23 protein-coding genes and 1 pseudogene are annotated in these 25,324 nt (G+C 71.9%); 11 read left to right on the top strand and 13 right to left on the bottom strand.

Features of this window, described 5'->3' with window-relative positions; translation table 11 throughout:
* Nucleotides 1-8: 8 nt before the first annotated feature.
* Genes ACWDAS_RS14470 through ACWDAS_RS14460 form a run of 3 tightly spaced genes read right to left on the bottom strand, consistent with a single transcriptional unit; the run spans nucleotide 9 to nucleotide 3,567 of the window.
* Nucleotides 9-2,363 carry an ABC transporter permease gene (locus ACWDAS_RS14470; protein WP_450389750.1) on the bottom strand — a complete coding sequence of 785 codons (2,355 nt, stop codon included), beginning with the start codon at nucleotides 2,361-2,363 and terminating at the stop codon, nucleotides 9-11.
* Nucleotides 2,360-3,046 (bottom strand): ABC transporter ATP-binding protein, encoded by a 687-nt coding sequence (locus ACWDAS_RS14465; protein ID WP_450389747.1) that lies wholly within the window; start codon nucleotides 3,044-3,046, stop codon nucleotides 2,360-2,362. The genes ACWDAS_RS14470 and ACWDAS_RS14465 overlap by 4 nt, the downstream gene beginning before the upstream one ends.
* On the bottom strand, nucleotides 3,043-3,567 hold the full coding sequence (locus ACWDAS_RS14460; protein WP_450389744.1) for a PadR family transcriptional regulator: 525 nt from the start codon (nucleotides 3,565-3,567) through the stop codon (nucleotides 3,043-3,045). Before ACWDAS_RS14460 ends, ACWDAS_RS14465 begins: the two co-directional genes overlap by 4 nt.
* A 119-nt stretch (nucleotides 3,568-3,686) precedes the next feature.
* Between ACWDAS_RS14460 and ACWDAS_RS14455 the strand changes: the two genes are divergently transcribed.
* Together ACWDAS_RS14455 and ACWDAS_RS14450 are read left to right on the top strand one after the other, a co-directional pair.
* A complete protein-coding gene (locus ACWDAS_RS14455; protein WP_450389741.1) occupies nucleotides 3,687-4,523 on the top strand; it encodes a polysaccharide deacetylase family protein in 837 nt (278 codons plus the stop codon).
* A gap of 98 nt (nucleotides 4,524-4,621) precedes the next feature.
* Nucleotides 4,622-4,999: a hypothetical protein gene (locus ACWDAS_RS14450; RefSeq protein ID WP_450389739.1), complete on the top strand. Its 378-nt coding sequence runs from the start codon at nucleotides 4,622-4,624 to the stop codon at nucleotides 4,997-4,999.
* Between the two features lie 22 nt (nucleotides 5,000-5,021).
* On the opposite strand, the gene ACWDAS_RS14445 is transcribed toward ACWDAS_RS14450, so the two are convergent.
* Complete coding sequence (locus ACWDAS_RS14445) at nucleotides 5,022-5,309, bottom strand: SpoIIE family protein phosphatase (protein WP_450389736.1); 288 nt, start codon at nucleotides 5,307-5,309, stop codon at nucleotides 5,022-5,024.
* Between the two features lie 506 nt (nucleotides 5,310-5,815).
* On the opposite strand from ACWDAS_RS14445, the gene ACWDAS_RS14440 reads away from it, so the two are divergent.
* Nucleotides 5,816-6,868, top strand: coding sequence for an SLAC1 family transporter (locus ACWDAS_RS14440; RefSeq protein WP_450389733.1), 1,053 nt, complete (start codon nucleotides 5,816-5,818; stop codon nucleotides 6,866-6,868).
* A 50-nt stretch (nucleotides 6,869-6,918) separates the two neighbouring features.
* Here ACWDAS_RS14440 and ACWDAS_RS14435 read toward each other — a convergent pair whose 3' ends face one another.
* A complete protein-coding gene (locus ACWDAS_RS14435) occupies nucleotides 6,919-8,292 on the bottom strand; it encodes an FAD-dependent oxidoreductase (protein ID WP_450389731.1) in 1,374 nt (457 codons plus the stop codon).
* 72 nt (nucleotides 8,293-8,364) lie between these two features.
* Here ACWDAS_RS14435 and ACWDAS_RS14430 point away from each other — a divergent pair, with 72 nt between their 5' ends.
* Nucleotides 8,365-9,333, top strand: a complete 969-nt coding sequence (locus ACWDAS_RS14430; protein WP_450389728.1) for a cupin domain-containing protein — start codon at nucleotides 8,365-8,367, stop codon at nucleotides 9,331-9,333.
* 4 nt (nucleotides 9,334-9,337) lie between these two features.
* Here the strand turns inward: ACWDAS_RS14430 and ACWDAS_RS14425 are convergent, their stop codons facing one another.
* Complete coding sequence (locus ACWDAS_RS14425) at nucleotides 9,338-9,676, bottom strand: hypothetical protein (RefSeq protein WP_450389726.1); 339 nt, start codon at nucleotides 9,674-9,676, stop codon at nucleotides 9,338-9,340.
* Nucleotides 9,677-9,811: 135 nt separating this feature from the next.
* On the opposite strand from ACWDAS_RS14425, the gene ACWDAS_RS14420 reads away from it, so the two are divergent.
* The 3 genes from ACWDAS_RS14420 to tpg are packed head-to-tail and all read left to right on the top strand — an operon-like array spanning nucleotide 9,812 to nucleotide 12,814.
* On the top strand, nucleotides 9,812-10,168 hold the full coding sequence (locus tag ACWDAS_RS14420) for a hypothetical protein (protein ID WP_450389725.1): 357 nt from the start codon (nucleotides 9,812-9,814) through the stop codon (nucleotides 10,166-10,168).
* Between the two features lie 24 nt (nucleotides 10,169-10,192).
* Nucleotides 10,193-12,250, top strand: coding sequence for a telomere-associated protein Tap (tap, locus tag ACWDAS_RS14415; RefSeq protein ID WP_450389722.1), 2,058 nt, complete (start codon nucleotides 10,193-10,195; stop codon nucleotides 12,248-12,250).
* A 15-nt stretch (nucleotides 12,251-12,265) separates the two neighbouring features.
* Entirely contained in the window at nucleotides 12,266-12,814 is a 549-nt protein-coding gene (tpg, locus tag ACWDAS_RS14410; RefSeq protein ID WP_450390077.1) for a telomere-protecting terminal protein Tpg, read from the top strand.
* Between the two features lie 164 nt (nucleotides 12,815-12,978).
* Here the strand turns inward: tpg and ACWDAS_RS14405 are convergent, their stop codons facing one another.
* Complete coding sequence (locus tag ACWDAS_RS14405) at nucleotides 12,979-13,902, bottom strand: hypothetical protein (protein WP_450389720.1); 924 nt, start codon at nucleotides 13,900-13,902, stop codon at nucleotides 12,979-12,981.
* A gap of 185 nt (nucleotides 13,903-14,087) precedes the next feature.
* Nucleotides 14,088-14,846 carry a hypothetical protein gene (locus ACWDAS_RS14400; protein ID WP_450389717.1) on the bottom strand — a complete coding sequence of 253 codons (759 nt, stop codon included), beginning with the start codon at nucleotides 14,844-14,846 and terminating at the stop codon, nucleotides 14,088-14,090.
* A gap of 794 nt (nucleotides 14,847-15,640) precedes the next feature.
* Between ACWDAS_RS14400 and ACWDAS_RS14395 the strand changes: the two genes are divergently transcribed.
* Entirely contained in the window at nucleotides 15,641-16,567 is a 927-nt protein-coding gene (locus ACWDAS_RS14395; RefSeq protein ID WP_450389714.1) for a S8 family peptidase, read from the top strand.
* Nucleotides 16,568-16,828: 261 nt separating this feature from the next.
* On the opposite strand, the gene ACWDAS_RS14390 is transcribed toward ACWDAS_RS14395, so the two are convergent.
* The 3 genes from ACWDAS_RS14390 to ACWDAS_RS14380 all read right to left on the bottom strand — a co-directional run bounded on the left by ACWDAS_RS14390 (nucleotide 16,829) and on the right by ACWDAS_RS14380 (nucleotide 19,616).
* Complete coding sequence (locus ACWDAS_RS14390) at nucleotides 16,829-17,353, bottom strand: AAA family ATPase (protein ID WP_450389711.1); 525 nt, start codon at nucleotides 17,351-17,353, stop codon at nucleotides 16,829-16,831.
* A gap of 344 nt (nucleotides 17,354-17,697) precedes the next feature.
* A complete protein-coding gene (locus ACWDAS_RS14385; RefSeq protein ID WP_450389708.1) occupies nucleotides 17,698-18,306 on the bottom strand; it encodes a GNAT family N-acetyltransferase in 609 nt (202 codons plus the stop codon).
* 206 nt (nucleotides 18,307-18,512) lie between these two features.
* Nucleotides 18,513-19,616 carry an NADH:flavin oxidoreductase/NADH oxidase gene (locus tag ACWDAS_RS14380; protein ID WP_450389705.1) on the bottom strand — a complete coding sequence of 368 codons (1,104 nt, stop codon included), beginning with the start codon at nucleotides 19,614-19,616 and terminating at the stop codon, nucleotides 18,513-18,515.
* Nucleotides 19,617-19,971: 355 nt separating this feature from the next.
* On the opposite strand from ACWDAS_RS14380, the gene ACWDAS_RS14375 reads away from it, so the two are divergent.
* Both ACWDAS_RS14375 and ACWDAS_RS14370 read left to right on the top strand, forming a co-directional pair.
* On the top strand, nucleotides 19,972-20,982 hold the full coding sequence (locus tag ACWDAS_RS14375) for an aldo/keto reductase (protein ID WP_450389703.1): 1,011 nt from the start codon (nucleotides 19,972-19,974) through the stop codon (nucleotides 20,980-20,982).
* Between the two features lie 28 nt (nucleotides 20,983-21,010).
* Entirely contained in the window at nucleotides 21,011-21,430 is a 420-nt protein-coding gene (locus ACWDAS_RS14370) for an SRPBCC family protein (protein ID WP_450389700.1), read from the top strand.
* Nucleotides 21,431-21,533: 103 nt separating this feature from the next.
* Here ACWDAS_RS14370 and ACWDAS_RS14365 read toward each other — a convergent pair.
* Nucleotides 21,534-23,878: pseudogene (locus ACWDAS_RS14365) on the bottom strand (FdhF/YdeP family oxidoreductase).
* A 121-nt stretch (nucleotides 23,879-23,999) separates the two neighbouring features.
* Between ACWDAS_RS14365 and ACWDAS_RS14360 the strand changes: the two are divergent.
* The gene (locus ACWDAS_RS14360) at nucleotides 24,000-24,350 is read left to right on the top strand and encodes a putative quinol monooxygenase (RefSeq protein WP_450389698.1); all 351 of its coding nucleotides are present in this window, start codon (nucleotides 24,000-24,002) and stop codon (nucleotides 24,348-24,350) included.
* Nucleotides 24,351-24,353: 3 nt separating this feature from the next.
* On the opposite strand, the gene ACWDAS_RS14355 is transcribed toward ACWDAS_RS14360, so the two are convergent.
* Nucleotides 24,354-25,148 (bottom strand): SDR family NAD(P)-dependent oxidoreductase, encoded by a 795-nt coding sequence (locus ACWDAS_RS14355; protein ID WP_450389696.1) that lies wholly within the window; start codon nucleotides 25,146-25,148, stop codon nucleotides 24,354-24,356.
* Nucleotides 25,149-25,324: the final 176 nt, after the last annotated feature.

The following is a 25,324-nucleotide window of genomic DNA, read 5'->3' as shown; positions in this document are numbered from 1 at the left end:
CGGCCGGACTACTCCGTGCGCAGCCCGTCCGGCCGCATGCGCATCAGCGCCGGAAGGCTCAGCGCGGTCACCAGCAGGACGACCGCCGCGCTGATGCCGGTCATGGCGGCGACGCCGGGCCAGTCGACGGTGACGGTCGTGTCGACCATGCGCAGGAGTACCGCCCCCAGGGCCAGACCCACCGCGGAGGCGAGCGCGAGGCCGAGGCCGACGGGGACGGCGGTCTGCCACAGCACCGAGAGGCTCAGCGTGCTGCGGCGGGTGCCGAAGGCCACCAGGGTCGAAAGGAGCTTCCTGCGTTCGCGCAGCTGCTCCAGCTGCGCGACCAGCAGGCTCGCCCCGATCAGCAGCAGCACACAGCAGGCCCCGACGAACAGCCCCGTGCGGATGGAGGCGAAGCGCTCGGACTGGGCCTGCGCGGCGTAGTCCCGCGCGTCGGCCAGCGGGTCGATCGCCGCGGTCGTGTTGCGCACGAGTTCCCGGGCGTCGGGGGCCGTCCGGTCGAGCGAGACGTAGACCTTGCCGGTGACCGCCGGGGCGGCGGCCGCGGGGAAGGCGCCGGGAGTGACCAGCAGGCCGCCGCGTTTGTAGCCGCTGGGATCGGCGCGGGTGTACGCCTTGGCCAGGTCGCGCGGGAGGCGCCAGGCGAGTTCGAGCCCCGGGGAGCGGGTGTAGCCGGGGTCGACGTACACGACCTTCCCGGGCTTCGCCGTCCGGGGCGTGTCGCGGTCGTACCCGTCCTGGACGGTGAAGACGTCGCCGTCGCGGCAGGCGGGCAGCTTCGCCACCTCGCGCAGCGCGCCGCAGGTGCCCACCGTCAGCTCCATGTACCGCTGGGGCTCCACGGCGCGTTCGCCGAGCATGCCGGTGGACAGCCACGTCGTCCGCCGTACACCCCCGCCGGCGGTGAGCCGCCGGGCGGCGTCGGCCGGCGAGTCGGCCGCGGGGAGGGAGACCTCCATCTGCGCGCGGGAGAGGTCGTTGCCGGTCCGGCGTGTGTAGGCGTCGTCCGCGCCCGCGAAGAGCATCTGGAGCGCGATCGCCCCGGCCACGGCGACGGCGATGCCGTTGACCGTCCGGGCCGCGGTGCCGCTGTTCAGCTGGAGCCCGCGCACCGCGAGCTGCCAGGAGGGGGTGCCCGTGCCGAGCCGGCTGACGACGGACTCGACGACCCATGGGAGCAGCGCGGTGACGCCCATCAGCAGCAGGATCGTGCCGCTGACGACCAGTGCCTGGTTGAAGTTCCCGTTGTCGTTGCCCTGCCCGATCATGGGGTAGAGCAGGGCGAGTCCGCCGAGCGGCAGCAGCAGCCGCCACCACAGCCGGCGGCGCGGAGGCCGGGCCGTACGGACCAGCCCGAGCGGCTCGATCACCACGCCGCGCAGCGCGAGCTGCGTCACGGCGACCGCGGCCGCCGGGACGGCGAGGGCGACCAGCGCCGCCAGTACGGGCGCGGGAGTGAGGTCGCTGGGGAAGACGCTGACGCGGTAGAGGCTGACCTGGCCCGCCAGGGCGCGTCCGGCCGTGAAGAACACGGCGCCGACGGCGAGTCCGCACAGCGTGCCCGCCAGGGCCTCGCCCGCGGCGATGCGCCGCGTCGTCGCCGCGTCCGCGCCGAGCAGACGCAGCGCGGCGAGCCGGCGGTCGCGCCGGTCCCCGCCGAAGCGGACGGCCGCCGCGATGAACACGCCGACCGGCATGAGCAGCGCCACGAAGACGATGAGCACGAGCAGCAGCAGGACCGGGTCCATCGGCGTGCCCGGGTTCACGGAGCCGAAGGCGTGGATGCGCAGTACCCGGCCGACCTGGCCGGCCTCGCCACCGGTGCTCAGCCCGGACGTTCCCGCGTAGTAGGCGAGTTCGTCGGGCCCGAGCAGCCCGTCCTGACCGATGGTGCCCGTGACCCGGTACGGCAGCCGCTCGCGCAGCAGCCTTCCGTCCGCTGCGGCCAGTATCCGCCGCAGGGCGGGGGAGACCACCATCGCGCCGCGTGCGGGCAGCTTCCCGACGCCGGGCGGCAGGGGCGGCCGATCCCCCTCGGGCTGCAGCAGGCGGCCCCGGACGTCCTCGCCCCGGTAGGTGGTGTCGACCGTGGCGATCAGCATGGTGTCGGCCGCCCGGTGCGTGACGACCGAGGTGTACGTCATGTCGTTGCGGGCGCGTTCTCGGTCGTGACGCTGTGTCAGCGCGTTGGGCACGGCCGTGGTGAGCAGCAGCAGGGCCACCCCGAGGCCCACTCCGACGGCGGTCAGGAGAGTGCGCGTCCAGGTCTCGCGGCCGCCGGTGACCGCGAACCGGATGCCCAGGGACAGGTCCCCGACCCGGGACCGGAGCAAGGTGCCGGGGGTGTCACCCCTCGTCATGCGACGTGCGCCATGTCCCGGGCCCGCCCGTCGCGTACGACGACCTCGCGGTCGGAGTACGCGGCCACCCGGGCCTCATGGGTGACCAGGACGACCGCCGCGTCGGTGTCCCGCGCCGCCTCCGTGAGCAGCTGCATCACGCGCTCGCCGTTGAGGGAGTCCAGCGCGCCGGTGGGTTCGTCGGCGAACAGGACGCGGGGGCCGGTGGACAACGCGCGGGCGACGGCCACCCGCTGCCCCTGCCCGCCGGAGATGGCTCCGGGCCGCTGGTCCGCGACGTCCTCGACCTCCAGCCGCCGCAGCCATTCGAGGGCCGTACGCGCGGCCTCCTTGCGGGAGGTGCCGTTGAGCCGGAGCGGGAGGGCCACGTTCTCCGCGCAGCTGAGCTCGGGAACGAGCTGGCCGAACTGGAAGACGAAGCCGAACTCCGTCCGCCGCAGCGCGCTGCGCTGGGCGTCGTTCATCGCCGACAGTTCGCGGCCGCGGTAGGTGATGGTGCCGCCGTCGGGGACGACGATCCCGGCGAGGCAGTGCAGCAGCGTGGACTTCCCGGACCCCGAGGGGCCCATCACGGCGACGACCTCGCCGGGGCGTATGGAGAAGTCCACCCCCTCCAGGGCCGGTGTCGGGCCGTAGCTCTTGCGCAGGCCGGCGCAGGAGAGCAGCGGTTCGGCCGATGTCATGCGCGCACCTCCTGGGCGAGCCTGTCCAGGCGCGCGGCGGTGATCTCGAGCCAGCGCAGATCGGCTTCCAGGTGGAACAGGGCGTGGTCACAGATGAGCTGGTCGGCCAGGTCGCCGGTGCGCTTGCGCGCGGTCAGTTCGCGCATCAGACGCAGGTGCTCGGCGCGCTGCATGTCCAGGATCTCGGCGGCGTCGCGGTGGGTGAGCAGGGCGAGGACGACCTTGGTGTACAGCGTCGACTGCAGATAGGGCTCGGGCTTCTCCGGGGACGCGAGCCACTGCACGACGTCGGTGACGCCCGCTTCCGTGATGGCGTACCGCTTCCGCTCCGGTCCCTCGCCGGGCTCTATCGCCTCGACCTCGACCAGGCCGTTCTTCAGCAGCCGCGACATGGTCGAGTAGACCTGTCCGTAGTGCAGCGGGCGGTCGTGGCCGAATCGCTCGTCGAAGGCGCGCTTGAGGTCGTAGCCGTGGCGCGGGCCGGATTCCAGGAGGCCGAGAAGGGTGTGACCGATGGACATGCGCGTCACTATACATTTCAGGTATACACATCGTGTAGACGTGGTGTCCGGATCGGTGTGACCGGTTTAACACCCCCCGCTATACATCTCGCGTATACGTGGTGTGTACAGTCACCGGTATGCGATCTGCCAGGCCCCAACGACCCCTGCCCGCACGCTCGAACGCCGCCTTCACCAGGACCGCCCGGAGGTGGGCGGCCCTGCCCGCCGCCGCGCTGGCGCTCGCGCTCGCTTTGACCGGCTGCACCCGCGTGGAGACCACCGCACCGAGCACAGTGCGGCAGGAGGCCGGTGACAAGGGTACGGGTACGTTCGGCAGCGTCGACTGCCGCGTCGCCAAGTGCATCGCGCTCACCTTCGACGCGGGGCCGAGCAAGAACACCGGGCGCCTGCTCGACGTCCTCAAGGAGAAGCAGGTGCCCGCCACCTTCTTCCTCCTCGGCAGGAGGCACATCGACACGTACCCGGAGATGGTCAAGCGCATGGCCGCCGAGGGCCATGAAGTGGCGAGCCACACCTGGTCGCACAAGATCCTCACGCGGATCGGTCCTGAGGAGATACGCCAGGAGCTCAGCCGCCCCGACGACGCCATTCAGCGCCTCACCGGCCATCGCCCCACCCTGGTGCGCCCGCCCCAGGGGCGCACCAACGACACCGTCCAGGGCATCGCCCGCGAGATGGGGCTCTCCGAGGTGCTGTGGAGCGTCACCGCCAAGGACTTCGAGACCAACGACTCCGCCCTGATCACCAAGCGGGTCCTGGAGCAGTCGGACCGCGACGGCATCATCCTGCTCCACGACGTCGTCCCCACCGGGCGCAGCGCCGGTTACCGGGGCACCTTGCCGGCCGTCCCCGGCATCATCGACGCACTCAAGCAGCGCGGCTTCACCTTCGTGACCGTTCCGCAGCTGCTCGCGCCCGGCACTCCGCAGCCCGGGGCGGTCTACCGGCCCTGACCGGATGTGAGGGCAAGGCGGCCCTGTGGTCATGGCCGCGGGTACGGGCCCGGAGCCACCGTGGATTCCGAAGCAGGACCGGGTGGCTGGAGCGAGAGATGACCGACACCTTCCCCCGCGGCCCCGCCGGACCCGACGGCCCTCCGGACGACCCGGCGCGGTCGGGCGGCGAACCGGCTGTGCCTGCGGACGGGACCGCGCCCGCGGACGGGGCCATGTGCGACGGTGCGGGCGGCACGGTCTGGCTGATCGGGCTGCGCCATCGTGCCGGATCGGGAGCGCTGGTCCGGCACTACTACGTGGTGGCCGACACGGCCCGGGGCGTCGAGGCGCTGCGCCGCGCGCACCGATGTGCGGCACGGCCCACGGAGTACCGCCTGCGCGACGGCGCGGCGATCGACGGGACGTGGGCCGAGGTGCGCAGACTGAGACGGGACGCGCTGGGCCGGTTCCTGCTCGCGGACCGGGCGCTCTGACCCCGCGCGGCGCTCCCGCCCGTCACGTGTCCCGCGGCCCCGGGCCGACCGGCAGCAGCGCGATGTCGTCGCGGCCCCCCGCCGTCCGCTGCGCCTCCCGCAGGAGACCGTCGGCCAGGTCGTCGAGCGACCGGACGGGGGCGGCCGGGAGCCGGCCGGCGAGTTCCCGGAGCGCCGTGTCCAGGTCCGTGCCGGGATGTTCGACGAGGCCGGCGGTGAACGGGGTGAGCACGATGCCCGGCGGCATGGGCACCTCCGCGCTCCGGTAGTGCGCGGCGACGTCGACGCCGAGCGGGAGCCCGGGCGGCACGTCGGGATCTCCGTGCGACCGGACGGGTACCGCAGCAACGCCGGCAGGTGACCGCGCTCGCCGACAGCGCGCGCTGCCGCGGCAGGTCCAGCTGGGCGTAGCGGCAACCGGTGAACAGATCGGTGTCGAGGTCCTTGAACACGGTCGAGTGCGGCCTCCTCCTGCGACGCGGCGCGGTACGGAGCGCGCCCGCCCATCGCTCACCGGCCCCGCGCGGCGCCGAAGGGGCCGGTCGCCGCCGGGGAACGCCGTGTCGGCGCGGCCGGGGCGCTCCCATATGCGGACCATGGTCCCCGCCGCGAGGTGGGGGCATCTCGGCGGCCGCGCCGCAGGGGACCCGGAGACGAGTGGCGGCCGATCCGGGCCCTCTTCCCCTCGGATCGGGACAGGTGCCGGTCATTTCGGGCCGGCGGGAAGGTCTCGCGAGGTCGGCTGGTTTAAATTTGCAACCACCCGAAATCACCACCGCCCATGCGCGGCGCCCGGACCCCTAGGAGTAGCCCCAGATGCAGTCGGTCGCATTGGACACCCCCGTACTCGACGCGCCCCCGGCCACGTCGTCGCGACGCTCGCACGCCGCCGCCGTCACCGTGGACGACGGCGGCGCCAGGCGGGCGACGCGCATGGGACTGATGTCGGTGTCCCTCGGCACCGCGGGTCTGGGCGGTGTGTGGCAGTCGGCGTGGACCACGGTGTCCGCTCCCGTCGGGGTGAGCGACGTCCTGTTCGTGGTGAGCGGCCTGGTGTGGGTGGTGCTGCTGGTGCAGTACCTGCGCCACGGCGGGGCACGCTGGCGGAATCTGCGGGACGACCTCCACCACCCCGGTCAGGGCTTCGCCCTCGCCTACGTACCGATCATCGGCATGCTGGCCACCGGCCACTTCGCCCGCTTCGGAGTCGACGGCGCCCGCTGGTTCTACGCGGTGTTCGCGCTCGGCGCCGCCGTCATCGCCGCGCGGCTGCTCGCCCACTGGGTGACCGGTGGCCTCAGCTCGGCCACCCTCCACCCCGGATACCTCCTGCCGGTGGTCTCCGCGCCCTTCATCGCCAGCACCACCGCCTCGGCGGTCCGACTGCCCGACGCGGCCTCGGCCGCCTTCGCCGTCGGGGTGCTGTACTGGCTCGCTTTCGGCACCGTCATCCTCGGCCGGCTCGTGGCGAGCGGCCTGCCCGCTCCCGCCCGTCCCACGCTGACGATCCTGACCATCCCGCCGGCCGTCGGCGGCCTCGCCTGGACCGCCGCGCACGGCGGACGGGTCGACGCGGTGGGGTACGGCTTCGCCGGGCTGGTGTTCTTCACCGTCCTGGTCGTCCTGTTCCTGCTGCCGCACGTGCGCCAGGAGGCGTTCCACACCGGTTACTGGGTCTTCTCCTTCCCCGCCGCATCCACCGGCAACTTCCTCGTCCGCTGGCTGCACGGGGCCGGACTGTCCGGCTGGCAGGGCCTGACGTGGCTGGTGATCGCCCTGGTGAGCGCGGCCTTCCTGGCCCTGTACGCGGCGACCCTGCGGTACGCCGTCCGCGCCGTGGGGCGGCACCGGGCGGTCGCGGGGGCGTAGCGCCCGGAAGTCCCGCCGCCGGAACGGGGGCGGCGGGAGCACGGCCCGGCTCACCGTAGGCCGGCCAGCACCTCGTTGAAGGCCTCGGTCGAGCTCGGGTGCGTGTAGACGGCGTCACGCAGTTCGCTCGCCGTGACCCCGTGGCGGACGGCCAGCGCGACCGTGTTGACCATTTCCTGGGAATCGACGCTGAGCAGCGCCGCCCCGAGCACCCGGTCCGTGGCCGTGTCGACCACGAACTTCATCAGGCCCCGCGTCTCCCCGAGGATCTTCGCCCGGGGCATCGCGGCGATCTCGCCGACCGCCTTGGCGGCGACCCCGACCTCGTACCCCTGCTCACGTGCCTGGCGCTCGGTCAGCCCCACCCGGGACAGTGGCGGCGTCGTGAACACCGTGTACGGCACCGCCACGCGGTCCCGCGTCGAGCGGGACCCCGAGCCGAGCAGCTGGTCGCCCACGATGCGGCTGTCGTCGAGCGAGATGTACGTGAACTGCGGCCCGCCGTTGACGTCACCTACGGCGAAGACGCCCGGCGCGCTGGTGCGCAGATACTCGTCCACCGCGATGGCACCGGAGTCCGCGGTGCGGATGCCGGCGGAGTCGAGGCCGAGCCCGTCCGTGGCGGGCCTGCGCCCGGTCGCGATCAGGACGGCGTCGGCATCGACGGCGCGGTCGAGCCCGCCGGTGCGGTAGCGCACGGTGGCGTGCCCCGGCGCGTCGGTGACACCGGTGACCGTCGCCCCTGTCACCAGCGTGACGCCGTCGTCCGCGAGGATGCGCGCCACCGCGTCGGCCACGTCGTCGTCCTCGCGCGGCGGCACCCGGGCCCCCGCCTCCAGGACCGTCACCTCGGCGCCGAACTTCCGGTACAGCCCGGCGAACTCCAGCCCCAGGTAGCCCGCCCCCAGGATCACCAGGCGACCGGGCCGGTCCGGCGAGCGGACCAGGTCGGTGCTCGTCCTCGCGTACGCGCTGTCGCGCAGTCCGGGGGTGTCCGGGACGACCGGCTCGGCGCCGGTGTTGACGACGATCGTCTCCGCGCCGATGAGCAGCCGGTCGGCACCGGCGGTGACCTCGACGGTCGCGGGGCCGACGAACCGCGCCCGCCCCGTGACCACCGTGACGGAGTCGAGGGTGTCCAGTGCCTCGAAGTTCTTCGCCCGGAGGGAGTCCGTCAGGCGCGTGGTGCGGTGGACGGCGTCCCGGAACGCCGGCTCGGGCGTATCGCCGGGCCGCCGCTCCTCGGCCTGGTGGATCAGTGCCTTGGTCGGCACGCACCCGACGTTGATGCAGGTGCCGCCGTACATCGCGGCCGACTGCTCGACCATGGCGACGCGTCTGCCGAGACGGCCCATCCGTGCCGCGAGGGTCTTGCCGCCCTTGCCGAATCCGATCACGAGGAGGTCGACGTGCATGGTGTCCATGACCGACACCTTGCCCGCGCCCCGGGTGAGATGAAAAGATCGGAAAATGTCAATTCCTGTCGAGAAAGTCTCATGGACACTCTGAGCCGCGTGGTCCGGCTGGCCCACCTGCGAGGCAGCGTCGACATCCGCTGCCTGATCGCGGGCCGCCACACCCTGGACAACCCCGCGGACGGCACCGGCCGCGCCCCGTTCCACCTGCTGCTGGAGGGGGAGTGCACCCTCGAACTGCCCGACCGGCGGATCGAGCTCCGCGTCGGCGACCTGGTACTCCTGCCGCGGGGAACCGCGCACCGCGTGCACACGCACGGGGCCCGCCCCGCCACCTCCGTCGACCGCCGGGACGTCGGGCCGTACACGCTCGTGGGCAACGAACCGGCTCCTGGATCCGTCGACCTCTTCTGCGGCCACTACGCATGGGGGCCGGGCGCGGGGCAGGTGCTGATGGCCATGCTGCCCGAGGTGCTGCACGTCCCGCTCGGGGCCGGTCCGGCAGCCCCGCTCACTCTCCTCGCCGCCTTCATGCGCGACGAAGCGGGCACGGCGGGCCCCGGCACCGAAGCCGTCCTGGACGCCCTGTGCGACGTCCTGCTGACGATGGCCCTGCGGAGCGTGTCCGGAGGGGGCCGGGCGGCGTGGCTCGCCTCGACCCGCGACATCGTACGCACCGTCACCGACGCCGTCCTGCGCGACCCCGCCCACGACTGGGGCATCGCGAAGTTCGCCGCGCTCAACTCCATGTCCAGGGCGACCTTCATCCGGCACTTCGGCCGGGAGACCGGAATGAACGCCGGGGAGTTCCTCACGCGGCTGCGCCTGCTCATCGCCGCGGACCTGCTCACCGGGACCGATCAGCCGGTCGCCGCCGTCGCCGCAGCCGTGGGGTACAGCTCCGAATCCGCCTTCGGCCGCGCCTTCCGGCTTGCCGCGGGCGACACGCCGGCCAGGCTCCGCCGAGCCGCCCGTCAGGGCGCCCCCGGGGAGGAAGCCCCCGTCCTGCGCCTGGGCACCGCCTCCGGCGGGGAGCCGTCGTCGCGGTGAGCCGTCACCGCCCGAGGCCGCGCCTCAGGTGACGGATCCGGCGGAACCACGTTTGGTGCCCCGGCGAGAGGCGGGCGCCGGGACGGGGCCCGAGGCCGGCCCGGGCCGGCCGCCACGGTTCGTCCGGGGACTCGAACGGGACCTTGCGGTCCGCCTGTGCCCGGATCTCCTGGTGCGCTTCACAGGACGTCACGCGGAACGCCTCCTCGTAGGAGGCCAGGGCGGCCGAAAGCGCCTGCCCGGCGAGTCCGTGGCGTCGGATCACACGGGCCAGCCACGTGAAGAGACCCATGACCGCGGCCAGTGAGCCGGTGACGATCAGATATCCCACGAGGTCGTCCATGACGCCCCAGCGTACGTCGGGCGGTTGCGCCCGCGCGTCACTGTTCCGTAACCGCTTTAACGGCCGATAAAGTCACTTCATGCGGGCTTGAAACGAGCTCCGCGGTCGAACGATACGGCGGAGGGGGGCCCGGGGATGCTGGCCGTGGACGTCCGGCAGGCGCTGCGCGACGGGTGGACCGTCGAGGAGAGCGCCGCTCGGGCCTGGCGGTTCTCGGCCCGGACCGTCGCCCAGCACGGGGACTTCCTGCTGGCCTTCGTCGACGGCGGCGTCTGTGTCGGGGCCTTCGAGATCCGCGGCAGCCGCAACGACGAACGGACCGGCGGCAAGTACGAGTTCGACCTGGCACCGGCACGGCGGTTCCGGTGGGCGCTGGGCCGCAGGCTTCCGCTGCCGCCGGGACGCAACCCGGCCCGTATCCTCACGGGGCAGCACCTGCTCGAGTTCCTCGACGCGGAACCCCGTCGTCCTTCCGGCACCGGCCGGGACTGAAGCAGCGAAGGAGCCCACCGCCGCATGGCCAGCACGTCCGATCCCGTCGACTCCCTGCTGCAGTCGGGGCCGCGGCGGACCCGCCTGCCGGAGCCCGCCGAACGTGCCCGGCTGCGCACCGAGTACGGCCTGACGCAGGCCGAGGTCGCCGGGGCGCTCGACGTCACCCGGACGACCGTGGCCGGCTGGGAGGCCGGCCGCAGTGAGCCGCAGGGCGCCACCCGCGCCGCGTACGCCAGGCTCCTCGAGGGCATCGCCGCGCAGCTCGGCGCCGCGGCCGGGCCCGCTCCGGCGGCGCCGTCCGCGCCGACTGTGCCCTCCGCCCCGCTCCGGCAGGCGCCCGAACCCGCCCGGCAGGAGGCGGCCCCCGCCGCCCCCGGGAAGCCGGTCGCCGCACCGGCCACGCCCGCCCCGGTGGACCCGCGCTTCGCCAACGGCCCCCTGGCGGTGCTGGACGGCGACGGCACCGCGTACTGCGCGGGCGGCCTCGTCCTGCGGTGCCCGGCGACCGACGTCCCGTCACTGGTCGAGTGGACGCTCGCCGAGGCAAAGCTCGGCGCGCCCCGACTGCACCGCAACGGCAAGGACGCCGACCCGCTGATCGTGCTGACCCCCCAGGCCGCCGAAGTCCTCGGTCTGCCCAGCGCCTTGGAGGACCGCAGGACCCTGCGCCTGCCCTCGGACCACAAGGTCGTTCGGCAGATCGCACGTGCCAAGTGGCAGCTCACCCGCCGCGGATTCGGCCCCTGGGCCCGCGTCTACCGACCGGCGCAGGACGGCCGCCGGCAGTGCGTGCAGCTCGCGGTCCTCCCGTGGGGCGCGCTGGACACCCGCTCCTGGGGTGACGCCGAACGGCTGCCGCCGCCCGAACTCGCCCAGGTGCTGGCGGACTACGCGCACCGCGTCATCACCCCGCGCGGTTCCACCGCCGTGAGCGGCCTGGAGCTGATGACCGCCCTGCGCCCGCCGACCCGCGCCGTCAGGGACCCGGCGACCGGCGCCTGGGTACCGGGACCGAACCCCGGATCCCTCACCCGGCCGGTGGAACCGGCGCCGCCCGAGGCCCCCGACGAGCACCCCGTCGTCGCCACGCGGTACCCGCGCGGGCACCGGCGCACCCCGGACGAAGTCCTCGACGAAGAGGCCTTCGAATGGATCCGCGACCCGCAACTGCTCACCGACGCCGAGTGCGCGCGCAAGTTCGCGGTCGGCATCGACGTCAACATGGCGTTCGCCGCCGCCGCCAACCGCCTGAACGTCGGCCTGGGGCCCGCCGTGCACGCCCGCGCCCCCCGGTTCGACAAGGCGCTGCCCGGCTCCTGGCTCGTCGACCTCTCCCGCATCGACCTCGACCCGCGCCTGCCGAACCCGTTCACCCCGGACGGGACCCGCCCCGAAGGCCCCGCCTGGTACGCCACCCCCACCGTGGCCTACGCCGCCGAACTCGGCCACGACGTGAGCCCCCTCGAGGCGTACGTCCGTCCCGAGCACGGCGCGTACCTCGACGCCTGGTACACCCGCCTGCGCGACGCCTACATGACCACCATGGCCGAACTCGGCGTCGTCTCGGGCATGCCGGAGGCCGACTTCCTCGCCGCGATGGAGCACCACAAGCAGGCCGACCCGGCCCGCGCCGCCGTGCTCTCGGCGGTCAAGGCCACCGTCAAGGGCGGCATCGGCAAGCTCCGCGAGCGCCCCCAGGGCGCCGGCTACCGCCCTGGGGAGCCCTGGCCCGCCCTCGACCGTCCCACCTGGCGACCCGACATCCGTGCCGCGGTCATCGCCACCGCGCGGGTCAACATGCACCGCAAGATGGTGAGGTTCGCCGCCGCCGGTCTCTTCCCCGTCGCCGTCCTGTCCGACTGCGCGGTGTACCTGTCCGACGGCCCCGGCCCGTTGGACTTCCTGCCGCGTACGCCCGAGGGGAAGCCCCTGCCCGGCGGTTTCCGGCTCGGCGTCTCACCCGGCATGGTCAAACACGAGGGCACCCAATCCCTCATGTGGGCCGTGGAGCTGCTCGAGGACGGCCACAATCCCGCCCGCCACATCAAGGGCGGCGACGCCGCACTCGACGGAGAGTAGGAGAGCCAGGTGGGCATGCTCGGCGACGGCCTCGACAAGGCCACGGCCAACACCCTCACCCGCCCCGTCCCCAAGTCGGCGCAGGCGCAGATGCGGTTCCTGGTCAAGCAGGAGAAGGGCACCAGGGCCGTCGCCGGCCTGCTCGGCGTCTCGCAGCGCACCGTCGAGCGCTATCTGACCGGCGAGATCAAACGCCCCCGCAAGGACCTGGCCGCCCGTCTCGCGGCGGAGGTCCGTAGGCGCTGGCAGCCCCGCGTGCGCGAACGCGCCAGGCGGCACGCGGCGACGACCGGCGGCATCGTGATCGAGACCCGCGCCCGGTTCGGCTTCACCGCGGCCCCGGGCTCCACCGACGACGCCCGAGTGCGTCTGATCACCCAGGCCCTCCCGCCCGACTACGCCGCCCGCCTCTTCGACGCCCAGGCCGCGGGCGCCGGCGAGGACCGACTGCGGGCCATCGCGGCGGAGGGGCTGCAGGAGATCTACTTCAAGGATCGCGGCCGCCGTGCCCAGGGGCTGCAGGTCGACTTCACCGACATCGACTACGTCGAGTTCGAGTTCTGAGGCCCGGCGTCCGGATCAAGGCCACCCACAGCCCCGCTACTACCACCCCAACCCGTTCCAGAAAAGCCGCAAAGCATCGCACTGCCGATGAAAGCGACCTCTCAGATGAACTGCACGCAACTTGGATTCTCCGTGGTGCGGGGAGCTTCGCAGCTCCACCGTCATCAGATCCCGGCATGCCTCATCCTCGTCTCGGCTTCGTCTCGTCCCAGCGCATCGAAGTGGTCGAGATGGAACTTCTTGGCGTTGAAGGTGCGTACCCACAGGCCCGCTGCCCAGCACAACTGCAGTTCGTTGTTGCTCAGCACCCGTCGGCGCGCGGTTTGGTACCCCTCCAGGAAGGCCACCGTCCGTTCGACCGAGGCGCCTGCACCAGTGGGCCCGCCCTCGAACATGGCGGCGGCCTGGCCAATGATCACCACCTCGGGCTCGTAGACCACGCTGTCCCAGTCATGGACCACGAGCGGCCGGCCCTCGCGAAACTTCACATTGCGGCCGTCCCAGTCCCCGTGTCCGAACACGCAGGCAGCGTCGCGGACCTCCTCAAGCCGCTCGCGTACGGCCGCGCCGAGCTCGTCGAGCCACGCCGTGGCAGAGCACCGTTCAGCATTGAGGTCGACGTTGCGGTCATCCGGGACCGGCCAGACGCCGTCCTCCTTGTGGTACCAGTGGACCCATGCGGGAGCCGGCCGTAGCAGCGGCTGCGGATCCAAATCCTCTGCGCGGGTCACAAAGTCGGCCAGAAGGCCGGCGAACTGTCGGGGAGCATCCGCGGGCGCGGGCTCTCCACCCCCTGGCACGGAAGTCTCGGCGCTGGCGACCTTCCTGCCCAGCGGCAACGGACCGGTCAATGGCTCCGGGCATGGGAAGCCCGCCTCCCACATCCGGCGTTGCACCCAGGTACAGGCTCCCAGCCGCGCATCGTCATCGTTGTCGCGGATCTTCAGCACCACCTCGCGGCCGTTCGTCAGCCGGAGGCCGTGGACCACGGACAGGTTCCCCGCCGTGAACGTGCGCTCGGCAACCGGGTAGCCCAGGTGTTCGATGCACCAGTCATTCACTGCTCGATCGCCGGAGTGTTCAAGCATGGCATTCCTCTTCATGGGTGGCTTGGCCCTCCCGTTCAGGGCCTTGATGGTGGCCTGAAGCCGTGGGAACCGGATCGGCGCCCTCGCGCCGCAGTGCGCTGATCGACTCGGTGAACTGCCGCGGGCTCAGCCCGGCGAAGGGAACCATCCCGGGCGGCTCCGATGCCGTGAGACCAGGGCAGAGCTCAGGGAGTGTCGCTGTCTGCCTCTTTCGGTCGCATGAACTCAAGGTCGTCGCCCCATGCGTCCAGCACCTTGCCGTGTCCGGCCTCTCGGGCCGCCTTCTCGACAAGGGCGAACAGCTGCCGCTGCCGGGATACGTCACCTGCTGCCGAGACGCGATCCACAGCACGCAGCAGCACGTCGGTGTCCCAGCCCGGCAGCGGGTACCGGGCGAGCTCCCACTCCAGGTACTTGTTGTAAGGGCGGGGGCGACGGTGGAGAGCGAAGAGCAACTCAAGCAGGAACCGCATGCTGTCGGCCGCGTCGAGGCGGGCGGCCAGAGCCAGGCCGTCCCGGTGGTTCTTGACCGAGCGGTAGAGGGAATTGGCGTAAGCGTCGAGCCATTCGCCGGCGTCCCGGAACGCCTCATCGGCATCCAGCAGGGCCCAGTCGGCAAGGATGCGGGCGATGCCTCCGTCGAGCCGGTCGAGCACCACCCGAGCACGGGCGAGGGCATAGCGTTCCCAACCGGGCGTCCCGGCTCCGCAGAACTGGGTGAGAGTGACGATGACGAGGTCGAGCTCGGTGCCGCGGTGACTCGCGAACCGGGTCAGGTCGGTCATGGCGTCATCGGCGACGATCACGTACAGGTCGTGGTCGGAGTGCGGGGTGATCATGCTGTCGTGGGCCTGGGAACCTTTGAGGACGAGACCGAGGACGGCTGAGTCGGCGACGGCGAGTTCGACGAACGCGTCGTAGGTGAGCGGCTGCTGAGCAGTCATGGTGTGGATCTCCGGTGTGGTGATGACGGGTATGCCTGCTGGGGCGACCCCGGTTACGAGGCGCCCTGCACCGTCCGCGGCTGCACGTGGCTGCCGCCCTGAAGATCAACGCACAACTGGACCTTATCGCTCGGCCGGGCCATGGGGGAGGGCTTTGGGAGACGTCAGGATGCTGGTAATGCGACCGACGAGCTCACTTCAGAAGAGCCGCACCGATCCCGAATAGGTGTGGTCGATCGCCTTGGCGAGTTGCTCGGCGTGGTCTTCGAGCAGTGGCTTGAGGGCGCCGCAGTAGGGCTGGTGGTCAGCTGTGCGGAGTCAGTGGAACACGTTGTGTCAGCCCTTCCGGCTGCAGCGTCGCCACCACCGAGGCCACCACGGCCGGCACCACCACCGGCGCGACCACCCGCCGCGCCCTGGTCCGATACCCGCGCGCCATGACCCGCCCCAGGCATACGCGGACCGCCGGCCCGAGGGCTGTCCCGCAAACGCCGGCAGGGCGCCGCCGGAACCGGCCGCCCCCTGTGGTCGTCTTGTGCGCTGACTGTGTGCGAAGCCGGGATGTGGGGGACGTTGTGACGCGGATCGTGACGAAGGCAAGTCTCATGGTGGTGGCCATCACGACAGTGCTCGGGGCCTCGGCCTGCGGCAGGGAAGCCGGCGCGGCGGCCGGGGGGAGCGGCGGTGAGCTCCCCGCGCTCGGGAAGGCAGAGTCCGTGGCGCCCTCCGGGGACGGGGCGTCGTCCGGTTCGGCGCCGACATCTTCCGGGTCGGCGCCGACGTCTTCCGGCACCGTGGGGAAGCTGTCCGGGATCACGCAGACCGCGGCGTCGCCCATCACCCGCCACGTGCCGTGGAACCTGGACATTCTCGACCAGCGGTCGCGCCCGCTGAACGGGAAGTTGACCACCACCGCCACGGGCAAGGGCGTTCACGTCTACGTGATCGACACCGGGATGGACATCGCGCACAAGGAGTTCGGCGGACGCGCCCACCTCGGCGCCGATTTCGTGGGCCCGAAGGACTCCGGTGACTGCTTCAGTGAGGCGGGGACCGGCCACGGCACATTCGTCGCGGGCATCATCGGCGGGGCGAGGTACGGGGTGGCGCCCGAGGCGGAGCTCGTACGGGTCCAGGGCATCCCGTGCGAGAGCGAGGGCGGCGGCTCCCCGGCGGCGGCCGAGGCAGCCTTGGTGAAGTCGGTCGAGTGGGTCACCGCGCACGCGCAGAAGCCTGCGGTGGTGAACATGTCGCTCAACCTCGACCACCGGTCGGCGGCCCTGGAGTCCGCCGTGAAGAAGATGGTCGACGCGGGCATCCCGACGGTGGTGTCGGCCGGCAACTTCCATGACGACGCCTGCAAGCACTCCCCGGCCGGCGTCCCCGGCACGATCGTCGTGGCGGCCTCCACCTCGAACGACCGCGCGTGGAGCGACGGCGGCTCCTACGGATCGGGTTACGGACGGTGCGTGGACCTGTACGCCCCCGGCCAGAAGGTGACCGCAGCCCTCGCCGGCGGCGGTACGACCACGGAGAACGACGGCGCGACGTCCTGGGCCGCGCCGCATGCGACCGGTGTGATCGCGCTGTACCTGTCGGCACACCCTCACGCCACGGCCAACGAGGTCCACGTCTGGCTCGACCACACGGCCACCCGCGGTGCCGTGCGCGGCGTCCGCAGCGACACTCCCAACCGGCTGCTCAACATCGGCGCCCTCTGACCTGCCCCGGCCGCCGATTGGCGACCGCCTGGCCGGCTGAAGCGCTGAGTCACACGTCATGTGACCGAGCGCTTCATTCGGCGAGTCGGCACGTGAGCCGGCGAGCGGAGTGTCCATGTCGATGGCTGCGACTTCTCTGGGTGGATGACACCGCGGTGGCGGGCTGAGCCGGGACCCTGGTCGAGTCCATTCGCGCTGCTTGACAACGGAAGGTCGTTCTCTGTTGCCGCCTGTGCCCGGTTTCGCGTGGCGGGTGGGACCTCAACTCTTGACGGCCTCCGCGATCCGCTGGGCGGCCTGGGCGGGCGTGAGGTGCGTGGTGTCGACGACCTCGGCCTCGCTGTGCAGCCACGTGCGGGCCGCCTCGGCGTAGGGTTCAAGGTATTGGAGACGGAACGGGGAGTTGGGGCCTTGGACAGTGTCGCCCGCGATGCGCCCGCGGAGGGTTTCCTGGTCAGCGTGGAGGACGAAGTGCCGTACCGGGATGGCATGCTGGGCGAGGCCCGTACTGATCTCGCGCCAGTACTGCTCGACCAGGACGGTCATGGGTATCACCAGGGTGCCGCCGGTGTATTCGAGTACGCGGCGGGCGGTCTCGACGACGAGCGGCCGCCACGGCGGCCAGTGCTGGAAGTTGTCCGTGGCGGGCAGCCCCGGCGTGATGTCCATGAGCGTCTCGCCGACCTTCTCGGCGTCGAACACCCGTGAGCCCGGGATCAGTGGCTGCACGAGTGCACTGGTCGTTGTCTTGCCGGCGCCGTGCGTGCCGTTGAGCCATACGATCATGGGGCTCGATGCTACCGCCGTACGGTTCCTGGAGGACGGGCAGGGCAGATGTCCGGTCCGGCTTCGGCGTTCCTCAGGGTGGTGTCACTCACCAGGATCAGGTGTCACCTGTCCCGAGAAGTCGCGGTCGATCGCCTCGGCCGGTTGCCCGGCGTGGGTGTCGAGCCGCGGCTTGGAGGCCGGGTGGCAGGGCAGGCCATCCCGTGTGTCCGTCTGCCTGGCACGTGGCAGACGTTGTGCCGCTGTCGGCTTTTTCCGGGCAATGGCTCGGAGAAGCGTCGTCGCCGGACATCACGGACGACGCGAGGGGCGCCGCGGTGGACCCACCCGCAGCGGCCAGGCTGTCAGCCGTTCTCAGCCGAGGAATCCTGCTGGTGAGAATGGTCCGTCGTCATCGCGAAGCGCCGGCAGACGTGCACCCGGCTGAACTCGTCGCGCATGCGGGCCTCGTCCTCCAGCCTCGCGTGCAGGAAGGCGCCCATGAGCCTGAGGTCGGGGCGCGGTTGGAGGATCGCGCGGTCGGGTTCGCCGGGGGCGGTGTAGCGGTGGGCGTATACATGGAGGTAGTGGTCGCTCTCGGCGAAGCCCATCGCGCGGTACCAGGCCAGGGTGTCCGGGTCGTCGCGGGTCCAGGCGTCGAGGGTCGTCGCGCCGCGGTCGCGGACCGCCGCGCGGGTGCGGTGCAGGAGGCCGCGGCCCAGGCCGCGGTGCTGGTGGTCGGGGTGGACGGCGACGGTGTCGATGGTGGCCAGGGTGCCGTCGACGACGGTGTCCATGATCCCGACGACGGCGCCCGCCGTGTCGACGGCCACCAGTTCCAGGCCGGGAGCCGGGATCGCAGGCTTGGCGCGGTCGACGTCGTCGTAGTAGGCGGTGCCGAGGAAGGAGAGCACCCGGCAGCGCAGCCAGGACGGCTCGTCGGCCGGGGTGTACTCACGGATGGTGTAGGTCAAGGTCGTGATCCTCGCATGCCGTGTTGCCGTGGTGGGGGAGGGGCGACGGGGTGCGGTGGTGAGGGATCACGGACGAGATGCTGTACGGGGCGGGCAGGCGCGCGCAAGGCGATTTTCGCGCGCGGCGGCCGCAGCAGGGGTACGGCAGGGCAACACCGCTCCGCCCCCGCCGGGCAGTGATCGGCGGGGGCGGGGCGCGCGCTGGGTCACGAGCGGTGGTACTGCACCGGGACGTTGACGCGGCCGCCCAGCTCGTCGGCCGCGTGGCGCGCCCAGTAGGGGTCGCGCAGCAGTTCACGGCCGAGGAGGACGGCGTCGGCCCTTCCGGAGCCGACGATGGCCTGGGCCTGCTCGGGCTCGGTGATCAGGCCGACCGCGGCGACGGCCATCCCGGTCTCGTTGCGGACCTGCTCGGCGAAGGGCACCTGGTAGTCGGGGGCAGCGACGATCCTGGCGTTCGGGGCGTTGCCGCCCGTGGAGACGTCCATGAGGTCCACGCCGCGGGCCTGGAGCTCCTTGGCCAGGCGGACGGTGTCCTCGGCGGTCCAGCCTTCGCGGTCGTCGTCGGCGTTCTCGCTCAGCCAGTCGGTGGCGGAGACGCGGAAGAAGACCGGCAGGTCCTGCGGCCAGACGGCGCGGACGGCGTCGACGACCTCCAGGGCGAATCGGGTGCGGCCGCCGAAGTCACCGCCGTAGGCGTCGGTGCGGTGGTTGCTGTGGGGGGACAGGAACTGGTTGATGAGGTACCCGTGGGCCCCGTGGATCTCGGCGACCTCGAACCCGGCGTCAAGGGCGCGGCGTGCGGCGTCGGCGAACTCCCGCACGATCCGGCCGATCTGCTCGGTGCTCAGCTCCTCCGGGGTGGTGGACCCGGCGTCGAACGGTACGGCGCTGGGGCCGGCCGGCGTCCAGCCGTGCTGCTCGCCGGGGGCGATCGGGGCTCCGCGGTCGACCCAGGTCCGCTCGGTGGAGGCCTTGCGGCCCGCGTGGGCGAGCTGGATGCCGGGCACGGTGCCCTGTGACCTGAGGAACGCCGTGATCCGCCGGAAGGCCTCGACCTGGGTGTCGTTCCAGATGCCGAGGTCGTACGGGCTGATCCGGCCCTCGGGGCTCACCGCGGTGGCCTCGGTGATGATCAGTCCGGTCCCGCCGGCGGCCCGTGCCGCCAGGTGGGCGAAGTGCCAGTCGTTCGGCGCGCCTGCCTGATCCCCGTCCGGGGCGGCGCTGTACTGGCACATCGCCGCCATCCAGATCCGGTTCGGGATGGTCAGCGAGCGAAGGGTGAAGGGCTCGAACAGGGTGGTGCTCACGAAGCTGTCTCCTCTGGGGCGGTCGGGGACGGGCCGCGCGTCGATGAGTGGGGTCATCATCCATGCGTCAGCACCCTACGAGCTTAGGCAATAATTGCATACGCCGATTAATTCCCGTGCGCCGCTTCCTGGCGCCCCCGAGTCAAACTTTACATGGCGCGGGTATGGCGCGTTTGCATTAGTCCGCGTCTGCAAGTATCTTCGATCCCGTAAGGCGCTCGACGGCGTGCAGGCCGCGTCGGAGCGCACCTCTGGCCGAAGGCCGATCCCCCGGCAAACCAGAGGCACCTCCATACATCCCGACCCCGCGGTGGAGCACTCCGTGCCACCCGGACGGTCGTCGAAAGGCACCACCATGTCGCTCAAGGAACTCATCCCCGGCCGCCTCGGCTTCGGCACCGCCCCCCTCGGCAACATGTTCCGCGCCATCCCCGACGAGGAGGTGACCGCGACGCTGGAGGCCGCTTGGGAGCAGGGCATCCGCTTCTACGACACGGCCCCGTTCTACGGGGCGGGCCTGGCGGAGCTGCGGCTCGGCGAGCTGCTCTCACAGCGGCCCCGTGACGCGTACGTGCTGGCCACCAAGGTCGGGCGCGTCGTCCTCGACGAGCCGGAGCCGGGCGCCCCGGACTTCGGCGAGAAGGGCGGACTGTTCGAGCACGGCCGCCCCAACAAGATCGTCCACGAGTGGACGGCCGACGCCACCGAGCGGTCGATCGAGGGCAGCCTGAAGCGTCTCGGCGTCGACAGGCTGGACATCGTCTGGGTGCACGACATCGCCCAGGACTTCCACGGCGACCTGTGGCTGAGCAAGTTCGAGGAGGCCCGTACGGGCGCCTTCCGCGTGCTGTCCCGGCTGCGCGACGAGGGCGTCATCAAGGCGTGGGGCCTCGGCGTCAACCGCGTCGAGCCGATCGAGCTGACGCTCGACCTGGACGAGCCGCGGCCCGACGGCTTCCTCCTCGCCGGCCGCTACACACTGCTGGACCACGAGCGCCCGCTGGAGCGGCTGCTGCCGAAGGCGCAGGAGCAGGGCGTCGGCATGGTCGTCGGCGGCCCCTACAGCTCGGGTGTCCTCGCCGGCGGTACCCACTTCGAGTACCAGGACGCGCCCCCGGAGATCGTCGAGCGGGTGCGGCGCATCAAGGAGATCGCCGCTCGCCACGACGTGAGCGTCAAGGCCGCGGCCCTGCAGTTCTCCCTCGCCCACCCGGTGGCCGTCGCCGCCGTCCCCGGCGCGACCAAGCCGGGCCGCATCGCCGAGGACCTCGCGGCGCTCCGTGAGGACGTCCCGGCCGCGTTCTGGGCCGAGCTTCGTGAGTCCGGCCTGGTCAGCCCCGCCGCGCCGCTCCCCGGCGGCGCCTGATCCCCCCCACAAGCACAGGAGGAAGACCATGGCATCCACTTCGGTCAGCCGCGTCGTACCGGCATCGCCCGAACGCGTGTGGCAGCTCATCGGCGGCTTCCACGCCCTGCCCGACTGGCTCCCTTACATCCCCGAGAGCACCTCGCTGGAAGGCGGCAGGGTGCGCCGCCTGCGCAATCCCGAAGGGGACGTGATCGTCGAGCGTCTGGTGTCCTTCAGCGAGGCCGAGCGCCACTATGCCTACGCGATCCTCGAGGCGCCCTTCCCCGTGACCGGCTACCTCGCCGACCTCCGGGTGTACGCCCTGCCCGGAGAGGCGGAGTCCGCCGAGGTCGTGTGGAGCGGCCGGTTCACCCCCGACGGGGTAGGCGAGGCCGAGGCCGTCGAGCTGTTCACCGGCATCTACCGCGACGGCCTCGAATCGCTCCACCGGACACTCGCGGGCTGACCCGGCCCCGCCCACGCCGCGACGCTCTCTCCGCCGTCCGGGTGGCGCAGAGACCGTCGCGGCCCTCGCCGGTGCCCTTCCGGGTGGTGCGAAGCGCGCCGTCTCAGTCGCCGGCGGCGGGGGCGATGATGACCTGGACGCTCTTCATCAGCGGCTGGTCGCTCTGCGTGCTGTAGTCGTTGGCGGCGATGAGGACGTTCATCTCGGGCATGTAGCCCGCCGCGCAACCGCGGGGCATGTTGTAGGGGAGGGCGCGGTAGCGCTCGAGGCTCCGGTGGCTGCCGTCCCGTGCCGTCGCCGTGATGTCGACGAGGCTGCCCGGTGCGATGCCCCGGGCGCGCATGTCGGCCGGGTTCATCAGGACCAGGGTGCGCAGGTTCTCCACGCCGCGGTAGCGGTCGTTGTCGGAGTAGATCGTGGTGTTCCACTGGTCGTGCGACCGCATCGTCTGCAGCACGAGCGTCCCGTCGCGGGGCACGACGTCCGGGAGCGGTGCGCTGGAGAACTCGGCACGCCCGGAAGGGGTGAAGAAGACCAGTTCGCGGGCGGGCTGGCAGATCCGGAAGCCCAGCGGGAGCCGTACGCGGCGGTTGAAGTCCTCGAAGCCGTCCAGGACCTTGGCCATGGTGTCGCGGATCCGGTCGTAGTCCTCGACGTAGTGCTCCCACGGTGTGGCGCTGTCGGGGAGGGTGGCGCGGGCGATGCCGGCGATGACGGCCGGCTCGGACAGCAGATGCGGGGAGGCCGGCCGCTTCATGCCGACGGACAGGTGGACCATGCTCATGGAGTCCTCGACGGAGGTCGCCTGCAGTCCGCGCCGCTGCTCGTCCTTCTCCGTACGGCCCAGGCAGGGCAGGATCAGGGCCTTCCTGCCGTGGACGATGTGGCTGCGGTTGAGCTTGGTGCTCACGTGGACGGTCAGCGCGCACTTGGCGAGGCCCTGTGCGGTGTACGGCGTGTCGGGTGCGGCGAGCACGAAGTTGCCGCCCATCCCCACGAACACCTTGACCTTGCCCTCGTGCATGGCCGCGACGGTGCCGACCGTGTCCAGCCCGTGCTCCCGCGGCGGGTCGATGGCGCAGACCTCGGCGAGCCGGTCGAGGAAGGCCTCGGTCGGGCGGTGGTCGATGCCGCAGGTGCGGTTGCCCTGGACGTTGCTGTGACCGCGCACGGGGGAGGGGCCGGCCCCCTCCCGCCCCAGATTGCCGCGCAGCAGCAGGACGTTGACGATCTCCCGGACGGTGTCCACGCCGTGCTCGTGCTGGCTGACGCCGAGGCACCAGCTCATCAGGGTGCGGTCGGAGCGTGAGTACACCTCGGCGGCCTTGAGGATGTCGGCGCGGGTCAGCCCGGACTGGTGCTCCAGCTCCTCCCACGGCGTCTTCTCGCACAGGTCGCGGTACTCGTCGAATCCGTGGGTGTGGCGCTCGATGAACTCCCGGTCCAGGGCCTTGGGGTCGTGGAGGGACTCCTCGATCACCGCCTTGGCCATCCCGCGCAGCAGCGCCATGTCGCCCCCGGCGCGCACCTGGAGGTTGAGCGTGCTGGTCCGGGTCGACTTGAACAGCGCCATGTCCGTCATCTCGTGCGGCACGATGGTCCGGGTGGCGGCCGCTTCGATCAGCGGGTTGACGTGCACGATCTGGGCCCCGCGCCGGTACGCGTCCGCGAGGGCGGTCAGCATGCGGGGGGCGTTGGAGGCGGCGTTGACCCCCATGATGAACAGGGCCTCGGCGGTCTCCCAGTCCTTGAGGTCGGCGGTGCCCTTGTCGGTGCCCAGGGACGCCTGCAGGGCCCGGCCCGACGCCTCGTGGCACATGTTGGAGCAGTCCGGCAGATTGTTGGTGCCGAACTCCCGCGCCATGAGCTGGTAGAGGAAGGTGGCCTCGTTGCCGAGCCGTCCGGAGGTGTAGAAGGCGGCCTCGTGGGGCTGTCCAGGGCGCGCAGTTCGCTTCCTACGAGGTCGAAGGCGTCCCGCCAGGAGATGGGGATGTAGTGGTCGGTGTCGGCGTCGTACACCATGGGCTCGGTGAGCCGCCCCTGGTCCTCGAGCGCGAACTCGGTCCACGTGGACAGCTCGGAGACGGAGTGCGCGGCGAAGAAGTCCCGCCCGACGCGCTTGGGGGTCATCTCCCACGTGACGTGCTTGATGCCGTTCTCGCAGATGTCGAGCTTGAGGCCCTTGGTGTCGTCGGGCCAGGCGCATCCGGGGCAGTCGAATCCGCCGTTCTCGTGGTTCATCTTGAAGATCGCGCGGGGGCCGTCGATCAGTGCGCGTTCGCGCAGCAGGACCCGGGTGACGCTCTTGGCGGCGCCCCAGCCGGCAGCGGGGTGGTGGTAGCCGTGCTGTGACGGCTGCTTGTGGTCGGCGGGGCCTTCTCCGCCTGTCGCCGGTGCGTCGGGCCGGCTGTCGCCGGGTGACGCCGGTTTCATGCCCTGCGCACTCATACCGCTCACCTTCGGGCAAAACGTGCTATTCCATAATGATCTTTATCCTATGGGTGCCGGCGGGGGCTGTCCTGCGCGGAAGGGGCGCGGGCCGTCCCGCCACACGCCCCCAGACCGTGAGGTGAGTGGGCCCACGAGCGACATCCCCGCGAACATCTGGCCGCTGGCCGACGCGCGAACGGGCCGGATCGTCGCGATCGCCCGCTGGACTCCCGCGCCCGGCACCCGCGACACGATCCGCGCCGCGCTCCCCGACCCGGTGTGCGCCTCCCGGGCCGAGCCCGGCTGCCTGAATTGTCAGACCTGCCAGCCGGACGGGACGGACGAGGGCGACATCGTACTCGTCGAACGCTATGCCGACCGTGCGGCCCTGGACGCCCACCGTGGCAGCGCCCACTTCCGGAGCCTCGCCCTGGAGCGGATCGTCCCGCTGCCGGCGGACCGCCACGCGGTCGTCACGACCGTCGCCTGAGTCTCAGGGGACGATGGCGTCGACGCAGCCGCCGTCGACCCGGAGGGCGCCGCCCGTGGTGGCGGAGGCCTGCTCCGAGCTCAGGTACACCACCATGTTGGCGATCTCCGGCGGCTCGATCAGGCGCCGCAGCAGCGACTGCGGACGGTGCTCGCGCATGAAGGTCCGCTGCGCCTCCTCCCAGGGCAGATCGCGGCCGACCAGGTCGAGGACGAAGTCCTCCACACCGGCCGTGTGCGTGGGCCCGGCGAGGACCGAGTTCACGGTGACGCCCGTCCCGGCGGCCCTCTTGGCGAAGCCGCGGCCGAGGGCGAGCAGCGCGGTCTTGGTCATGCCGTAGTGGATCATCTCGGCGGGGATCACGACCGCGGATTCGCTGGCGATGTACTGGACGCGGCCCCAGTCCCGCTCGAGCATGCGGGGGAGGTACATCCGGGTGAGCCGGACCGCGGCGAGCACGTTCACCTCGAAGTAGCGGCGCCATTCGGCGTCGTCGATGTCGAGGGCGTCCCTGGCGCCGAAGATGCCCAGATTGTTGACGAGGATGTCGGCGTCCGGCACCTGCTCGTACGCGTGCCTGGCGCCCTCCTCGGACGCGACGTCGGCGCCGGCCGCGATGTAATCACCCTCCGGGACCTCGTCCCGCAGCCGCGCGACGGCCTCGTCCACCCTCTCCTGGTCGCGGCCGTTGACCGCGACCCTTGCCCCGGCCCGCGCGAGCCCCGCCGCGATGGCCGCTCCGATGCCCTGCGTCGACCCCGTCACCAGGGCGGTCCGTCCGGTGAGATCGATGCGCATGCACTGCTCCCTTGCCTGCTCTTCGGCTGTCCCGGTGTCCGTCGGGCGATCACGTGGTGAACCCCTCCTCCCAGCCTCACCGGGCGGGGCCGCGGCGCTCGGTGAGCGGGGCGGGTGGGTGACGCCTCCGCCACCGGACGGTCCGCAGGGTCGTGGTGCCCCGCCGCCTGCCGGGC

The organism is Streptomyces sp. NPDC001070 (assembly GCF_053598835.1).
Note: the sequence above shows the minus strand (reverse complement) of the source record. Positions and strands in the feature narration are given on the sequence as shown.

Coding starts and splice junctions, on each gene's coding strand:
- ACWDAS_RS14470 (WP_450389750.1), bottom strand. CDS start 2,363: ATGACGAGGGGTGACACCCCCGGCACCTTGCTCCGGTCCCGGGTCGGG.
- ACWDAS_RS14465 (WP_450389747.1), bottom strand. CDS start 3,046: ATGACATCGGCCGAACCGCTGCTCTCCTGCGCCGGCCTGCGCAAGAGC.
- ACWDAS_RS14460 (WP_450389744.1), bottom strand. CDS start 3,567: ATGTCCATCGGTCACACCCTTCTCGGCCTCCTGGAATCCGGCCCGCGC.
- ACWDAS_RS14455 (WP_450389741.1), top strand. CDS start 3,687: ATGCGATCTGCCAGGCCCCAACGACCCCTGCCCGCACGCTCGAACGCC.
- ACWDAS_RS14450 (WP_450389739.1), top strand. CDS start 4,622: ATGACCGACACCTTCCCCCGCGGCCCCGCCGGACCCGACGGCCCTCCG.
- ACWDAS_RS14440 (WP_450389733.1), top strand. CDS start 5,816: ATGCAGTCGGTCGCATTGGACACCCCCGTACTCGACGCGCCCCCGGCC.
- ACWDAS_RS14435 (WP_450389731.1), bottom strand. CDS start 8,292: ATGGACACCATGCACGTCGACCTCCTCGTGATCGGATTCGGCAAGGGC.
- ACWDAS_RS14430 (WP_450389728.1), top strand. CDS start 8,365: ATGGACACTCTGAGCCGCGTGGTCCGGCTGGCCCACCTGCGAGGCAGC.
- ACWDAS_RS14425 (WP_450389726.1), bottom strand. CDS start 9,676: ATGGACGACCTCGTGGGATATCTGATCGTCACCGGCTCACTGGCCGCG.
- ACWDAS_RS14420 (WP_450389725.1), top strand. CDS start 9,812: ATGCTGGCCGTGGACGTCCGGCAGGCGCTGCGCGACGGGTGGACCGTC.
- tap (WP_450389722.1), top strand. CDS start 10,193: ATGGCCAGCACGTCCGATCCCGTCGACTCCCTGCTGCAGTCGGGGCCG.
- tpg (WP_450390077.1), top strand. CDS start 12,266: ATGCTCGGCGACGGCCTCGACAAGGCCACGGCCAACACCCTCACCCGC.
- ACWDAS_RS14405 (WP_450389720.1), bottom strand. CDS start 13,902: ATGCTTGAACACTCCGGCGATCGAGCAGTGAATGACTGGTGCATCGAA.
- ACWDAS_RS14400 (WP_450389717.1), bottom strand. CDS start 14,846: ATGACTGCTCAGCAGCCGCTCACCTACGACGCGTTCGTCGAACTCGCC.
- ACWDAS_RS14390 (WP_450389711.1), bottom strand. CDS start 17,353: ATGATCGTATGGCTCAACGGCACGCACGGCGCCGGCAAGACAACGACC.
- ACWDAS_RS14375 (WP_450389703.1), top strand. CDS start 19,972: ATGTCGCTCAAGGAACTCATCCCCGGCCGCCTCGGCTTCGGCACCGCC.
- ACWDAS_RS14370 (WP_450389700.1), top strand. CDS start 21,011: ATGGCATCCACTTCGGTCAGCCGCGTCGTACCGGCATCGCCCGAACGC.
- ACWDAS_RS14355 (WP_450389696.1), bottom strand. CDS start 25,148: ATGCGCATCGATCTCACCGGACGGACCGCCCTGGTGACGGGGTCGACG.